The sequence below is a fragment of the Citrobacter sp. wls716 genome (genome assembly GCF_005280975.1).
Taxonomy (GTDB): domain Bacteria; phylum Pseudomonadota; class Gammaproteobacteria; order Enterobacterales; family Enterobacteriaceae; genus Citrobacter; species Citrobacter youngae.
On the sequence record NZ_SZWX01000038.1, the window covers coordinates 145403 to 159065 of the forward strand.

Annotated in this window: 16 protein-coding genes; 10 read left to right on the forward strand and 6 right to left on the reverse strand. The window is 53.8% G+C overall.

Annotated features, from left to right (window positions below; genetic code table 11):
* Positions 1 to 33 precede the first annotated feature (33 nt).
* Positions 34 to 519, forward strand: a complete 486-nt coding sequence (gene sixA, locus FDX24_RS14220; protein ID WP_048211041.1) for a phosphohistidine phosphatase SixA — start codon at positions 34 to 36, stop codon at positions 517 to 519.
* 93 nt (positions 520 to 612) lie between these two features.
* On the opposite strand, the gene smrB is transcribed toward sixA, so the two are convergent.
* Positions 613 to 1164: an endonuclease SmrB gene (smrB, locus tag FDX24_RS14225; protein WP_048211042.1), complete on the reverse strand. Its 552-nt coding sequence runs from the start codon at positions 1162 to 1164 to the stop codon at positions 613 to 615.
* A 166-nt stretch (positions 1165 to 1330) separates the two neighbouring features.
* Between smrB and prmB the strand changes: the two genes are divergently transcribed.
* The 6 genes from prmB to FDX24_RS14255 are packed head-to-tail and all read left to right on the forward strand — an operon-like array spanning position 1331 to position 5883.
* Positions 1331 to 2263 carry a 50S ribosomal protein L3 N(5)-glutamine methyltransferase gene (gene prmB, locus FDX24_RS14230; RefSeq protein ID WP_043017082.1) on the forward strand — a complete coding sequence of 311 codons (933 nt, stop codon included), beginning with the start codon at positions 1331 to 1333 and terminating at the stop codon, positions 2261 to 2263.
* Positions 2264 to 2302: 39 nt separating this feature from the next.
* Entirely contained in the window at positions 2303 to 3388 is a 1086-nt protein-coding gene (gene aroC, locus FDX24_RS14235) for a chorismate synthase (protein ID WP_048211043.1), read from the forward strand.
* A 2-nt stretch (positions 3389 to 3390) separates the two neighbouring features.
* Positions 3391 to 4215, forward strand: coding sequence for a penicillin-insensitive murein endopeptidase (gene mepA / locus FDX24_RS14240; protein ID WP_061068236.1), 825 nt, complete (start codon positions 3391 to 3393; stop codon positions 4213 to 4215).
* The gene (locus tag FDX24_RS14245; protein ID WP_137364504.1) at positions 4215 to 5024 is read left to right on the forward strand and encodes a sulfite exporter TauE/SafE family protein; all 810 of its coding nucleotides are present in this window, start codon (positions 4215 to 4217) and stop codon (positions 5022 to 5024) included. Before mepA ends, FDX24_RS14245 begins: the two co-directional genes overlap by 1 nt.
* Positions 5024 to 5572, forward strand: coding sequence for an elongation factor P hydroxylase (locus tag FDX24_RS14250; RefSeq protein WP_005129723.1), 549 nt, complete (start codon positions 5024 to 5026; stop codon positions 5570 to 5572). Before FDX24_RS14245 ends, FDX24_RS14250 begins: the two co-directional genes overlap by 1 nt.
* Before the next feature lie 32 nt (positions 5573 to 5604).
* Positions 5605 to 5883, forward strand: coding sequence for a YfcL family protein (locus FDX24_RS14255; RefSeq protein WP_048211045.1), 279 nt, complete (start codon positions 5605 to 5607; stop codon positions 5881 to 5883).
* Between the two features lie 120 nt (positions 5884 to 6003).
* Here FDX24_RS14255 and mnmC read toward each other — a convergent pair whose 3' ends face one another.
* Positions 6004 to 8004: a bifunctional tRNA (5-methylaminomethyl-2-thiouridine)(34)-methyltransferase MnmD/FAD-dependent 5-carboxymethylaminomethyl-2-thiouridine(34) oxidoreductase MnmC gene (gene mnmC, locus FDX24_RS14260; RefSeq protein WP_170973073.1), complete on the reverse strand. Its 2001-nt coding sequence runs from the start codon at positions 8002 to 8004 to the stop codon at positions 6004 to 6006.
* A 159-nt stretch (positions 8005 to 8163) separates the two neighbouring features.
* Between mnmC and fabB the strand changes: the two genes are divergently transcribed.
* Positions 8164 to 9384 (forward strand): beta-ketoacyl-ACP synthase I, encoded by a 1221-nt coding sequence (gene fabB / locus FDX24_RS14265; protein ID WP_005129715.1) that lies wholly within the window; start codon positions 8164 to 8166, stop codon positions 9382 to 9384.
* Positions 9385 to 9431: 47 nt separating this feature from the next.
* Here fabB and FDX24_RS14270 read toward each other — a convergent pair whose 3' ends face one another.
* The 3 genes from FDX24_RS14270 to FDX24_RS14280 form a co-directional block, all read right to left on the reverse strand.
* Positions 9432 to 9950, reverse strand: a complete 519-nt coding sequence (locus tag FDX24_RS14270) for a YbjP/YqhG family protein (RefSeq protein WP_137364506.1) — start codon at positions 9948 to 9950, stop codon at positions 9432 to 9434.
* A complete protein-coding gene (locus FDX24_RS14275) occupies positions 9950 to 10318 on the reverse strand; it encodes a hypothetical protein (RefSeq protein WP_061068233.1) in 369 nt (122 codons plus the stop codon). Before FDX24_RS14275 ends, FDX24_RS14270 begins: the two co-directional genes overlap by 1 nt.
* A 163-nt stretch (positions 10319 to 10481) precedes the next feature.
* A complete protein-coding gene (locus tag FDX24_RS14280; RefSeq protein WP_061068232.1) occupies positions 10482 to 10727 on the reverse strand; it encodes a helix-turn-helix domain-containing protein in 246 nt (81 codons plus the stop codon).
* Positions 10728 to 10898: 171 nt separating this feature from the next.
* Here FDX24_RS14280 and FDX24_RS14285 point away from each other — a divergent pair, with 171 nt between their 5' ends.
* Both FDX24_RS14285 and FDX24_RS14290 read left to right on the forward strand, forming a co-directional pair.
* Positions 10899 to 11273: a hypothetical protein gene (locus FDX24_RS14285; protein WP_048212552.1), complete on the forward strand. Its 375-nt coding sequence runs from the start codon at positions 10899 to 10901 to the stop codon at positions 11271 to 11273.
* A 179-nt stretch (positions 11274 to 11452) separates the two neighbouring features.
* Complete coding sequence (locus FDX24_RS14290) at positions 11453 to 12631, forward strand: MFS transporter (RefSeq protein ID WP_121584856.1); 1179 nt, start codon at positions 11453 to 11455, stop codon at positions 12629 to 12631.
* Here FDX24_RS14290 and flk read toward each other — a convergent pair.
* On the reverse strand, positions 12628 to 13635 hold the full coding sequence (flk, locus tag FDX24_RS14295; RefSeq protein WP_121585493.1) for a flagella biosynthesis regulator Flk: 1008 nt from the start codon (positions 13633 to 13635) through the stop codon (positions 12628 to 12630). The genes FDX24_RS14290 and flk overlap by 4 nt on opposite strands.
* Positions 13636 to 13663 lie beyond the last annotated feature (28 nt).

Below are 13663 nucleotides of genomic sequence, written 5' to 3' on the forward strand. Positions count from 1 at the left end.
GTTGGTGATCCTGGTTAACAAAAGCGGTGCAATATGCAAGTTTTTATCATGCGTCACGGCGACGCGGCCCTCGATGCCGCCAGTGATTCGGTTCGTCCTTTAACCTCTTGTGGTTGTGACGAATCTCGCCTGATGGCGAACTGGCTTAAAGGTCAAAAAGTGGATATCGAACGTGTTCTGGTGAGCCCGTTCCTACGAGCCGAACAGACGCTGGATGTGGTGGGAGAGTGTATGAACCTGCCAGCCGGTGTGGATGTTTTGCCGGAGCTGACTCCCTGCGGCGATGTCGGTCTGGTCAGCGCCTATTTACAGGCTCTGGCCAATGAAGGTATCGCCACGGCACTGGTAATTTCTCACTTACCGTTAGTGGGATATCTGGTGTCTGAGCTTTGCCCGGGTGAAACGCCGCCGATGTTTACCACATCTGCGATTGCCAGCGTAACGCTTGATGAGAGCGGAAAGGGCATTTTCAACTGGCAGATGAGCCCGTGTAATTTGAAAATGGCAAAGGCGATTTAATCGAACCCGTGCCACGTTTCATCGTCCGGATAAGGCACTGCCGCCATCCGGAAAATCAAAGAGCCGCAAATGCGGCTCTTTCTGTTTTCTGCATCAGGGAAGTTCGGGCGGCAGCCACTCTTCCACTTCAATCAGCACCAGCAGCGCGGCGTCACCACCGTACTCTTTCGGCGCCTGATGAAAGGCCATCACATGCGGATGTTGTGCCAGCCAGAGCGGCGTTTGCTGCTTAAGAATATGCTTCCCGTGGCCGTGCATCACGCAGGCGCAAAACACATGCTCACGACGACAGGCGGCAATCAGCGCGCCTAACTCCTGTTTGGCCTGCTGCTGGGTCAGCCCGTGCAGATCGAGAAACAGCTCCGGGGAGTAATCGCCACGGCGCATTTTCTTCAGTTCGAAATGGCTGACGTCGGCACGCAGGTATCTTACCGGGCCGTCCGTATTCAGTAGCGGCTGAAATTCGTCCGAGAAATAGTGGCTGGCATCCGCCTGTTCCTGCAGCAGCTTTTTAACCGGAACCTCGGTGATTTTTTTACGTGGCGGTCGGTGAACAATAGTGTCCTGTTTAATTTTACGCGTGCCGGTCATCAGCTGGCGAAACAGCGTCTGATCCTCCTCGCTGAGCGATGTTTTCTTTTTCATTCGAGTGTCTCATCTTTTATTTTCCGTTAGTTTAACCCGACTCGGCGGGCATCCGATCGCTTAAAACGCAATTTTCGCGCTCAGGCTCCGCGTGAATGCTGATTTATCGCCGTCTTCGTGGCAAACTAGCCGCCGAAATTAATACGAGCATGCCCTGGAGAAATACGTGGATAAAATTTTCGTCGATGAAGCCGTGAGTGAACTGCATACCATTCAGGACATGTTGCGTTGGGCGGTCAGCCGTTTTAGCGCGGCGAATATCTGGTATGGCCATGGCACGGATAACCCATGGGACGAGGCCGTACAGCTGGTGCTGCCGTCGCTTTATTTGCCGCTGGATATCCCAGAAGATATGCGCACTGCGCGTCTGACTTCCAGCGAACGCCATCGAATTGTTGAACGCGTGATTCGCCGCGTCAACGAGCGCATTCCGGTGGCTTATCTGACCAACAAAGCCTGGTTCTGCGGGCATGAATTTTATGTTGATGAACGCGTGCTGGTTCCACGTTCACCGATCGGCGAGCTTATCAATAACCGCTTTGCGGGCCTGATTAATGAGCAGCCGCAGCATATCCTCGATATGTGTACCGGCAGCGGCTGTATTGCCATTGCCTGCGCCTATGCCTTCCCGGAAGCCGAAGTCGATGCGGTGGACATTTCCACTGATGCGCTGGCGGTGACCGAGCACAACATTGAAGAGCACGGCCTGATCCATCATGTTACGCCGATCCGCTCCGATCTATTCCGCGATCTGCTGAAGGTTCAGTATGACCTGATTGTGACCAACCCGCCGTATGTCGATGCGGAAGATATGTCCGATCTGCCAAACGAATATCGTCACGAACCTGAGCTGGGTCTGGCGTCCGGCAGTGATGGGCTGAAACTTACCCGCCGCATTCTGGGTAACGCCCCGGACTACCTGTCAGATAACGGTATTCTGATTTGTGAAGTCGGAAACAGCATGGTACATCTGATAGAGCAATATCCGGATGTACCGTTCACCTGGCTGGAGTTCGACAACGGCGGTGACGGCGTATTCATGCTGACCAAAGAGCAGTTGATCGCCGCTCGTGAGCACTTCAGCATTTACAAAGACTAAATACACGCGCACATACACAACACGCATAACGGAGCCGTGATGGCAGGAAATACAATTGGGCAACTCTTTCGCGTAACCACCTTCGGCGAATCACACGGGCTGGCGCTCGGTTGTATTGTCGATGGTGTTCCGCCGGGCATTTCTCTGACAGAAGCTGACCTGCAGCACGATCTCGACAGACGTCGTCCTGGCACTTCGCGTTACACTACGCAGCGCCGCGAGCCGGATCAGGTGAAAATCCTCTCCGGCGTATTCGAGGGCGTTACTACCGGCACCAGCATTGGCCTGCTAATCGAAAATACCGATCAACGTTCACAGGATTATGGCGCGATCAAGGATGTTTTCCGTCCAGGACACGCCGACTATACCTATGAGCAGAAATATGGCCTGCGCGATTACCGTGGCGGCGGACGTTCATCCGCACGTGAAACGGCGATGCGCGTTGCGGCTGGCGCGATTGCCAAAAAATATCTGGCGGAAAAATTCGGCGTCGAAATTCGCGGTTGCCTGACGCAGATGGGTGATATTCCGCTGGAGATCAAGGACTGGTCTCAGGTCGAATTGAATCCCTTCTTTTGCCCGGACCCGGATAAAATTGAAGCACTGGATGAACTGATGCGCGGGCTGAAGAAAGAGGGCGACTCCATCGGGGCGAAAGTAACCGTTGTTGCAAGCGGCGTACCTGCGGGTCTCGGCGAACCTGTATTCGACCGTCTGGATGCCGACATCGCCCATGCGCTGATGAGCATTAATGCCGTTAAGGGCGTTGAGATTGGCGACGGATTTGACGTTGTAGCGCTGCGCGGCAGTCAGAACCGCGATGAAATCACCAAAGACGGTTTTCAGAGCAACCATGCGGGCGGCATTTTGGGCGGGATCAGCAGCGGGCAACAAATTATTGCCCATATGGCGCTGAAACCGACGTCCAGTATTACCGTACCAGGGCGCACCATTAATCGCTTTGGTGAAGAAGTCGACATGATCACTAAAGGTCGTCACGATCCGTGCGTTGGGATCCGCGCAGTGCCGATCGCTGAAGCAATGCTGGCGATCGTGTTGATGGATCACTTGCTGCGTCAGCGGGCGCAAAATGCGGATGTGAAGACCGATATTCCACGCTGGTAAAAATGAAAAAAACGGCACTTGCGGCGCTGGCTCTGTTTGCCAGTACCGCCTGTCTGGCGGCGACGCCCTGGCAGAAAATTACCCATCCGGTTGCGGGCAGCGCGCAGTCTATCGGCGCGTTTTCCAATGGCTGTATAGTTGGCGCAGAGACGCTGCCTGTACAGTCAGAACACTATCAGGTAATGCGCACCGATCAGCGTCGTTACTTTGGCCATCCGGATCTGGTGAGGTTTATCCAGCGTCTGAGTAATCAGGCTAATAGTCAGGGGCTGGGCACGGTGTTAATCGGTGATATGGGCATGCCGGCCGGTGGGCGATTTAATGGCGGTCATGCCAGTCACCAGACCGGGCTGGATGTGGATATTTTCCTGCAACTGCCGAAAACGCGCTGGACCCAGTCACAACTGCTGCGGCCACAGGCGTTAGATCTGGTCTCGCAGGATGGTAAACGTGTTGTACCGTCCCTGTGGAAGCCGGAGATTTTCAGCCTGGTAAGGCTGGCTGCAAAAGATAATGAAGTAACGCGTATTTTCGTGAATCCGGCGATTAAGCAACAACTTTGTCTGGATGCAGGGACCGACAGGGACTGGTTGCGTAAAGTGCGGCCATGGTTCCAGCACCGTGCGCATATGCACGTCCGGTTACGTTGCCCTGCCGACAGCCTTGAGTGCGAAGATCAACCGTTACCGCCACCGGGTGACGGCTGCGGCGCGGAGCTGCAAAGCTGGTTCGAACCTCCGAAACCTGGAACCACCAAGCCTGAGAAGAAGACACCGCCGCCGTTGCCGCCTTCCTGCCAGGCGCTACTGGACGAGCATGTACTCTAATGGATCATTTTGCCTCTCTGTTTATGGTGACGCCACTGCTGTTAGGTGTGCTTTTTTTTGTGGCGATGCTGGCAGGTTTTATTGATTCTTTGGCCGGAGGCGGTGGTTTACTCACCATCCCGGCATTGATGGCGGCCGGGATGCCACCTGCGCAAGCTCTGGCCACCAATAAATTGCAGGCCTGCGGGGGATCTATCTCTTCCTCCCTCTATTTTATTCGTCGTGGCGTGGTTAATCTGGCGGATCAGAAGCTCAATATCTTCATGACCTTTATCGGCTCAATGAGCGGCGCGCTGCTGGTTCAGCATGTGCAGTCAGACATTTTGCGCCAGATCCTGCCGGTTCTGGTTATCTGTATTGGCCTTTACTTTCTGTTGATGCCGAAAATCGGGGAAGAGGACCGACAGCGTCGACTGCACGGTTTGCCTTTCGCGCTGGTGGCCGGGGGCTGTGTCGGCTTTTACGATGGCTTTTTTGGTCCGGCGGCAGGCTCGTTCTATGCGCTGGCCTTTGTCATGCTGTGCGGATACAACCTGGCGAAATCGACGGCCCATGCCAAAGTATTAAATGCCACATCGAATATCGGTGGGCTGTTGCTGTTTGCCCTCGGCGGCAAAGTGATTTGGGCGACCGGATTTGTGATGCTCATTGGCCAGTTTATTGGCGCACGGATGGGCTCTCGACTGGTGCTCAGCAAAGGACAAAAACTCATTCGGCCAATGATCGTTATTGTCTCCGCCGTGATGAGCGCCAAGCTACTTTATGATAATCATGGACAGGAGATTCTCCACTGGCTGGGGATGAACTAATGAATAATACCCATCACTACGAACAGTTAATTGAGATTTTTAACGGCTGCTTTGCCGATGAATTTAATACCCGTCTGATTAAAGGCGACGACGAACCGATCTATCTTCCTGCGGATGCGGAATTACCGTATCACCGTATCGTTTTTGCGCATGGCTATTACGCCAGTGCGTTACACGAAATTTCACACTGGTGTATTGCGGGAAAGGCGCGTCGTGAGCTGGTCGACTTCGGTTACTGGTACTGTCCGGACGGACGCGACGCGAAGACGCAATGCCAGTTTGAAGATGTAGAAGTGAAGCCGCAGGCGTTTGACTGGCTGTTTTGCATGGCGGCGGGCTACCCGTTTAACGTCAGTTGCGACAACCTGGAAGGGGACTTTGAACCGGATCGCGTGGTATTCCAGCGCCGTGTTCATGCTCAGGTGATGGAGTATCTGGACAAGGGGATCCCTGAACGCCCGGCGCGTTTCATTAACGCGTTACAGAATTATTATCACACGCCTGAACTTAAGGCGGAACAATTCCCGTGGCCCGAAGCGCTCAACTGACGCCGCTGCCACGTTTACAATGAGGAAAGAAGATGATCGCGGAGTTTGAATCACGCATTCTGGCATTAATCGACGATATGGTAGAGCACGCCAGCGATGATGAGTTGTTTGCCAGTGGTTATTTGCGTGGACACCTGACGCTGGCCGTTGCTGAGCTGGATGCTGGCGAGGACCATTCGGCTGAGGCATTGTACGCCAATGTGACCAGCAGTCTGGAGAAAGCCATCAGCGCGGGCGAACTCTCGCCGCGTGACCAGGCGTTAGTGAAAGAGATGTGGGACACCTTGTTCCTGAAGGCGACAAAACAATAAGTACAGTAGCGTGTGCCGGATGGCGACACTGAGGTGTCTTATCCGGCCTATGTGGGCGGGTGTTTGTAGGCCTGATAAGCGTAGCGCCATCAGGCAATGATCGGCTGACACCCCATCCTTTTATTTCACCGTTTTACCCTTCAATAACTTCCGTACCCACAGACGATTCGGATTCAGCGCCGCCAGCGTGCTGGCATCCATTGGGATCGGTTCACCACTCATTTGCGCGGCCAGAATTTCTGCACATAGCGGGGCAGAACATAACCCACGTGACCCCAGCGCGCCAAACATGAACAAATCCGGGTATACCGGTGCGCTTAAAGCATGCTCTTTGTCTTCGGCAAGCGTGGCGTACTGGCTGAGTGTGGCGTTATAGTCCGGCACATTACCGACCATCGGTAAATGATCGCGCGTGGCGCAGCGCACTCCACAACGTGCGGCATTGCCACTAACGTCTACTTCTTTTGCCCACGCGGCATTCGGGAAACAATCTATTAAGCGCTGACGGTTTTGCTGCTGATCGTCAGCACGATACACCGTTTCTTCACTTCCGCGATGATAACTGGCGCCAATGCAGTGCTGCTGATTTTGCGGGTTGTGCGGCGTGAGGTAGCCGTCATAGCACAGCACCTGATGCAGCGCTGAAAGCGAAGGCGTAGTAGGAATGTGACTCACCTGACCGCCTACGGAGTACACCGGTAGCGACTGCGTCTGTTCAACGCCGTTAATGCGATGTCCGTTAGCCAGAACCACGACCTCATGTGTTGCCGCTTCCCCGCTGGCGAACTGCAACTGCCAGCTATCGGTTTGATGAGCAAGTGAGGTCAGTGTGTGTTGGTAGTAAGTACGTAACCCAAGCGTTGTCGCATACTCGAGAACGGCAGTGGTAAGCTGCGCCGGACACAGCCATCCGCCGGCCGGGTACTGGATGCCATCACATTCGGTCACTACGCCTGTTGTTTGCAAAATTTGATCGGCGTCCACGCCGACGGCGAGCGCTTCGGGCAGTTCAAGGGACAACATCTGGGCGATTTTTTGCTGGCTTTTTTCGTCCCATGCGAGTTGCGTTACGCCGCACCAGTCATGCGCGAACTCAACGGGGAGGGTGTCATACAGTCGACGGGCGAAGGTAAACGCGGTGGGGAAAAAGAGATTAATAGCCGCGTCATGCTTGCTGAGTAACGGATAGAGCGCGCCCTGGCGATTACCGGATGCGCCCTGCGCAGGCTTATCGTCCGCGCAATAGAGTGTGACCTGCCAGCCTCTACGCAGTAGCGCCAGAGACAGCAATGCGCTGGCAATACCGCCGCCAATAATGGCGGCTTCGCGCTTCTCAGTTCCCGTACGTGCAAACCAGGGGGCTGAGGAAGGCAGCGCCTGAGTTTGTTCCATTACGCCACAGAGCATTTCACGTTTGCGACCAAAACCTTTGCATTTTTGCATCGTAAATCCGGCTTCCTGCAATCCCCGGCGTACAAAACCAGCCGAAGTGAAGGTCGCCAGCGTACCGCCTGGTCGGGCCAGTCTGGCCATGGCGTTAAAGAGTGTTGGCGTCCACATATCCGGATTTTTGGCTGGGGCGAAGCCGTCCAGGAACCAGGCATCAACCTGTTGGTTCAGAGACTCGTCCAGCTTACTGGTGAGTTCGTTGATGTCGCCGAACCACAGATCCAGAGTAACCCGCCCCTCATCAAGCACTAGACGATGGCAACCCGCCAGCGGCAGTGGCCACTGTGCCTGGAGTTGCTCTGCCCACGACGCCAGTTCCGGCCAGCGCTGATGCGCTAGTGTCAGATCCTCACGCGTCAGCGGAAATTTTTCAAAACTGATGAAATGTAATCTTTCCAGGGTAGCGTCAGGGTGTGCGTTGCGAAAGGTGGCGAATACCTGCCAGAGCGTGAGGAAGTTTAGCCCGGTACCAAAGCCACTTTCTGCCACCACGAACACCGGGCGTGGGTGCACAGGAAAACGTTCGGCGAGGTGGTTGCCGCCAAGGAAGACGTAACGTGTCTCTTCCAGCCCGTTATCATTGGAAAAATAGACATCGTCAAAATCTCGGGAAACAGGTGTACCCTCAGCGTTGAATTCAAGGTTGGCAGGTTGTATAGCGTATTGTTTCACGTAAGTTACTCGTCTGACAGGCTGTGCCCCGATCTTAACGAGGAGTGCCTGGCTGCGCAAATTTCCACACAAAATGGCTGATCGGACTTGTTCGGCGTACAAGTGTACGCTATTGTGCCACTCGAAACTTTAAAATAGTGCGACTTACAGAGGTATTGAATGAAACGTGCAGTGATTACTGGCTTGGGCATCGTTTCCAGCATCGGTAATAACCAGCAGGAAGTCCTGGCATCTCTGCGTGAAGGACGTTCAGGGATCACTTTCTCTCAGGAGCTGAAGGACTCCGGCATGCGTAGCCACGTTTGGGGCAACGTAAAACTGGATACCACTGGCCTCATTGACCGCAAAGTAGTGCGCTTTATGAGCGACGCATCCATCTATGCTTTCCTTTCTATGGAGCAGGCAGTGGCTGATGCCGGCCTGGCTGCAGAAGATTATCAGAACAATCCGCGCGTTGGCCTGATTGCAGGTTCCGGCGGCGGCTCCCCGCGTTTTCAGGTATTCGGCGCTGACGCAATGCGTAGCCCGCGTGGTCTGAAAGCGGTTGGCCCGTATGTGGTCACCAAAGCGATGGCGTCCGGCGTTTCTGCCTGCCTCGCAACGCCGTTCAAAATCCACGGCGTCAACTACTCCATCAGCTCCGCCTGTGCAACTTCTGCACACTGTATCGGCAACGCTGTTGAACAAATTCAGTTGGGCAAGCAGGACATCGTTTTTGCTGGCGGCGGCGAAGAGTTGTGCTGGGAAATGGCGTGCGAGTTCGACGCAATGGGCGCGCTGTCTACCAAATATAACGACAACCCGTCTCAAGCTTCCCGTACTTATGATGCACACCGTGACGGTTTTGTTATCGCAGGCGGCGGCGGTATGGTGGTGGTCGAAGAGCTGGAACACGCTCTGGCCCGTGGCGCGCACATCTATGCGGAAATCGTCGGTTACGGCGCAACGTCCGATGGCGCAGACATGGTTGCTCCGTCTGGTGAAGGCGCAGTACGTTGCATGCAGATGGCGATGCACGGCGTAGACACGCCGATCGACTACCTGAACTCCCACGGTACTTCTACTCCGGTAGGCGACGTGAAGGAACTGGGCGCAATCCGCGAAGTCTTTGGCGATAACAGCCCGGCCATTTCTGCAACCAAAGCCATGACCGGTCACTCACTGGGTGCGGCTGGCGTTCAGGAAGCTATCTACTCTCTGCTGATGCTGGAACACGGTTTTATCGCGCCGAGCATCAACATTGAAGAGCTGGACGAGCAGGCTGCAGGTCTGAACATCGTGACTAAACCGACCGAGCAAGCGTTGACGACTGTTATGTCTAACAGCTTCGGTTTTGGCGGCACCAACGCCACGCTGGTTATGCGTAAGCTGAAAGCATAAGTCCCGGCTAATGCAGTACACGAAAGGGAGCCGTCAGGCTCCCTTTTTTACTTATTCATCTTTTCGTACTCCGGTGCGATCTTCGCAGACCAAGCTTTCGCACGGGTAATATCCCCGGTACTGTAGATGGGCTGTTCATAACGATCGCTAATATCGCGAACGCGATAAATTTTCCAGCGCCTGTCTTCCCAACGCGTATATACCTCCAACAGCATGGGGACTTCACCTGTCGGCCCACCTAATTGTACTTCCACCTTTTCGCCACCGAGAAAAGGTTGAGCCGGTCCAACCCGTAACAGCGGGATCCACTCCGGGTCGTAATCCTGTACGTACATAAAGTAGTCCGAGTCCAGAATTTCCTGCTCATAAAGGCCGTCAATCAGCGCCAGACGATTGATAACGTCTTTCGCCACATAGCGTTGCATGAGTGCGGATGTATCCCGCTCTTGTGTGTAGGCGGACATCCACGCGAGATAGAATTGTTTTACATCCCGGGAGCTATCGTGGCGCGGTGTAGAGCAGCCGCAAAGTAACAGCACCAGAGCAATCAACGAGAATGCTTTCATTACTGCTTCCTGTAAATAGTGTATGACGGTTTTGCCGCCCGATAGCCAGGTCCGGCCCACATATCGCGTTGTCTAAAATCGGAGTACCACGCCTGACCGTCAAATATCGCCATATGCCCGCTTGGGTTTCCTCCTTCATAAGGCTGAATGATGACGACATCGCCTTCCCGGGGTTGTTCAAATGTGCCGATAGGGCTGAAACCGGCACTTTTTAGCATGGGACCATAATCTTTAGCATGATAAGTATGCCCAAGAGTGATACCTCCTGCCTGAATGGCTTTGCGGGTAAATTCCGCGCAGCGTCCTTGAGAATGTGAACTCGCGTGTGATTTAGCGTGATTAACTGCTGTTGTTTTATTCCAGCTCATCATGACTCCTGTTGATGGAATATGTAATAAGTTCGTGTATTGCTTTAACAGGATTTAATCCGATGGGAATAGCCGATAGTGCTATTAATATCATAAATATATTTAATTGAGATATTAATCAATTTGCTGGGCAAATTCTTGAAGATGTATTTATAATTAATGATTATTCTTTGCAACGGCTTTTTTTTGCTGATTTTGAGAGATAACGTGACGGCCAAATCACGTCCGGCGTGGTTTCCAGCGCCTGTGCGATGATCTGTTCTGCTCGGGGCCAGTTGCGGGTAAATACATTACGCAGCGAGTCAGGAGATAAACCTGCCGAACGTGACAACTCTCTGAGTGTAATACCTCTTTTTTCCAGTGCACTTTTAATATCTGCACGATGCCAGTCTTGGCTTTTTTGTTCCATTCTGTAATCCTAAGAAGATGTGTTATCGGCACCGATATTTTTCAGGTTATAAATTAGAAAGACAAAAGAACGTTACTTTCTTTTTGTCGTAGGAATATTGCCAGAATTAATTTGAAATTTCGCGAAAAAGAAAAAATATTTTTATTTCATCAGCAGAAAGGAAAGAAACTGATGGTAAAAGAGTGGTTCACGGTCAAGGAGTGTCTTGAATTACCGGGGTTTCCTGGAAGCGCACCCGCTGTACGCCTGCGCTTAAATACCTACAGTGAAGGGAAAGAGGGCGTTAAGCGCAAGCGAGCGAAATCTAAGGCCGAGGAATTTCATATTTCTGTGTTCCCACTGTATGTACGCTCGTATCTGAATGAAAATGAGAAAACAGAAGCACCAGATTGCAACATCGTGCAGGAAGCAGGACCCAAAGAGATTTGGGATATGATGTTCCTGCTCCTGACGCCGCAGCAGCGTGAACAGGTAACCGGGCGGTTCAGAACGAAAGGCGTTGAAGCGGTATTTCCCTTTTTGTTCGTAGAGAAGTCATCGCTTTGAAACGCACTGCTATGCTTTCACAGTTGACAGCCAGGGCCACTCGCAGGCAGACTCCAGCTTCAACATTATCCTCTTGATAATGCGTAAGCGTTTAACGTTATCCAACGCACCTTAATCCTGATAGTCAGGTAGAGGGGGCGTGGACATTCCTCGCCTTACTCTGCATTTTGGAGTAACGCATGACAGCTGTAACCCAACAAGAAAAAACACCTTCGGCGAATTTTTCGCTGTTTCGTATCGCTTTTGCGGTTTTCCTGACCTATATGACGGTCGGTTTACCTTTGCCCGTCATTCCTCTGTTTGTGCACCAGGAGCTGGGCTATGGCAACACCATGGTCGGTATCGCCGTTGGCGTACAGTTTCTGGCAACGGTATTAACGCGCGGCTACGCCGGGCGCTTAGCCGATCAATATGGTGCTAAACGTTCGGCGCTACAGGGGATGTTTGCCTGTGCGCTGGCGGGCGCGGCGTGGCTGTTAGCCGCGCTATTGCCCGTTTCCGTTCCGGTGAAGTTTGCGTTGTTGATTGTCGGGCGCTTGATCCTTGGTTTTGGCGAAAGCCAGTTGCTCACCGGAACGCTGACCTGGGGGCTGGGGCTGGTTGGGCCAACGCGTTCCGGCAAGGTGATGTCGTGGAACGGGATGGCGATTTACGGCGCGCTGGCCGCGGGGGCGCCGCTGGGGCTTTTGATCCACAGCCACTTTGGCTTTGCGGCGCTGGCAGGAACCACGATGGTATTACCGCTGCTGGCATGGGCATTCAATGGCACCGTGCGCAAAGTGCCTGCACATGCAGGAGAGCGTCCTTCGTTATGGAGTGTGGTAGGGCTTATCTGGAAACCGGGCCTGGGCCTGGCGCTGCAGGGCGTTGGCTTTGCGGTGATCGGTACATTTATTTCACTCTATTTTGTCAGCAACGGCTGGACGATGGCGGGGTTCACCCTGACCGCATTTGGCGGGGCGTTTGTGCTGATGCGCATTCTGTTTGGCTGGATGCCGGACCGGTTCGGCGGCGTGAAGGTTGCCGTTGTCTCTTTGCTGGTTGAAACCGCGGGTCTGATTCTGCTGTGGCAGGCCCCAACAGCCTGGGTTGCACTGCTTGGAGCGGCATTAACCGGGGCCGGGTGTTCGCTTATCTTCCCGGCGCTGGGCGTCGAGGTCGTGAAGCGAGTACCCGCGCAGGTTCGCGGTACGGCGCTGGGCGGTTACGCCGCATTTCAGGATATCTCCTACGGCATAAGCGGTCCGGTTGCCGGGGTTCTGGCCACTGCATACGGTTACTCCTCGGTATTCCTTGCCGGGGCGATTTCCGCGGTGGTGGGCATTTTCGTGACGCTGCTGACTCTGCGAAAAGGTTAAGCAAGCAACCAGAACAGGGCTAATGCGATCAGCAAGGCGACAAACATCAGCCCCGGTCGTGCCGACAGCGTTTTTACCGTTTCAATCACTGGTGCGAACGGGCTGAAAATGGGTTGAAGATGACGCGGATCGTTTAATTCCTGCTCCCGGTCACGTTCCACGCGGCGCAGGAAGATTTGATTGAGCAAGTCCAGCACCTGCACCGTGGTCAGAATCGATTGTGGTTGGATCTGATACGTCTGCTGTGCGTACTCTTTTATTGCCGTTAGCTCATTTGGCTCCAGCGGCAGTTTTAGCGCCGCCTGGAGCGTTTGCAGCGTCGGCGCATTTTGCTGGCTGAGGGTCTGACGCGCCTGCAACCATGTCACCAGATGCGTAAATTGTTTGGCGGGGATCAGCTCGCCGCTTTTTACGCCAGACAGCTCCAGCATTGACTGCCAGATCATTTTCCCCGACTCTCCCGTGGCGGCCGCCAGCTTAGTGACCAACTGGTTCAGCGTATTGTGCTCGGCGGGTAATAAAGGGCGATCGGTTGCCGGCCGCTGTTGTGGCTGCGGTATTGAAAGCTGCCCTTGCTGCAACAGCGCGAGCACGTTCTTCAACTGCTCTGGCGTGAGCTGGCTGAGCGCTGTCTGCCCGTACTGTTGACGGATGAAATCACTCACCGCCTGGCGATTATTTCCCTGACTCAGTAATTCAGTGAGCTGCGACAGAACCTGACGGTTAGCATGATTCTGCTGAGCAACCCCCAGACGCTGATTCAGGTTTTGTTCTGCTGCGGGGAAGTGACGTGACTGCAGCGGTGTATCGTTTTTAACGCCCAAATCGTGCTTCATTCCAGCCCACACCTCAGCGCTTTGCTGTTGGGTAAGCGAAATCAAACGGGTAATCAGTCGTTCCAGTACGGTACGTTGTTGCGTGGATAACGGTTGTTCACCCGCAGCGGAAGGGGCATTTTGGCCTTCGCCGGGAGGGCGGGCGGGCGTACCTGAAATGGGCTGCATCATCTCTGTTCCTTAAATCTGTCCTGGC

What these genes read in the sequence shown, in the direction of transcription:
- sixA (WP_048211041.1), top strand. Translation starts at nt 34, where the DNA reads ATGCAAGTTTTTATCATGCGTCACGGCGACGCGGCCCTCGATGCCGCC.
- smrB (WP_048211042.1), bottom strand. Translation starts at nt 1,164, where the DNA reads ATGAAAAAGAAAACATCGCTCAGCGAGGAGGATCAGACGCTGTTTCGC.
- aroC (WP_048211043.1), top strand. Translation starts at nt 2,303, where the DNA reads ATGGCAGGAAATACAATTGGGCAACTCTTTCGCGTAACCACCTTCGGC.
- mepA (WP_061068236.1), top strand. Translation starts at nt 3,391, where the DNA reads ATGAAAAAAACGGCACTTGCGGCGCTGGCTCTGTTTGCCAGTACCGCC.
- FDX24_RS14245 (WP_137364504.1), top strand. Translation starts at nt 4,215, where the DNA reads ATGGATCATTTTGCCTCTCTGTTTATGGTGACGCCACTGCTGTTAGGT.
- FDX24_RS14250 (WP_005129723.1), top strand. Translation starts at nt 5,024, where the DNA reads ATGAATAATACCCATCACTACGAACAGTTAATTGAGATTTTTAACGGC.
- FDX24_RS14255 (WP_048211045.1), top strand. Translation starts at nt 5,605, where the DNA reads ATGATCGCGGAGTTTGAATCACGCATTCTGGCATTAATCGACGATATG.
- fabB (WP_005129715.1), top strand. Translation starts at nt 8,164, where the DNA reads ATGAAACGTGCAGTGATTACTGGCTTGGGCATCGTTTCCAGCATCGGT.
- FDX24_RS14270 (WP_137364506.1), bottom strand. Translation starts at nt 9,950, where the DNA reads ATGAAAGCATTCTCGTTGATTGCTCTGGTGCTGTTACTTTGCGGCTGC.
- FDX24_RS14275 (WP_061068233.1), bottom strand. Translation starts at nt 10,318, where the DNA reads ATGAGCTGGAATAAAACAACAGCAGTTAATCACGCTAAATCACACGCG.
- FDX24_RS14280 (WP_061068232.1), bottom strand. Translation starts at nt 10,727, where the DNA reads ATGGAACAAAAAAGCCAAGACTGGCATCGTGCAGATATTAAAAGTGCA.
- FDX24_RS14285 (WP_048212552.1), top strand. Translation starts at nt 10,899, where the DNA reads ATGGTAAAAGAGTGGTTCACGGTCAAGGAGTGTCTTGAATTACCGGGG.
- FDX24_RS14290 (WP_121584856.1), top strand. Translation starts at nt 11,453, where the DNA reads ATGACAGCTGTAACCCAACAAGAAAAAACACCTTCGGCGAATTTTTCG.
- flk (WP_121585493.1), bottom strand. Translation starts at nt 13,635, where the DNA reads ATGCAGCCCATTTCAGGTACGCCCGCCCGCCCTCCCGGCGAAGGCCAA.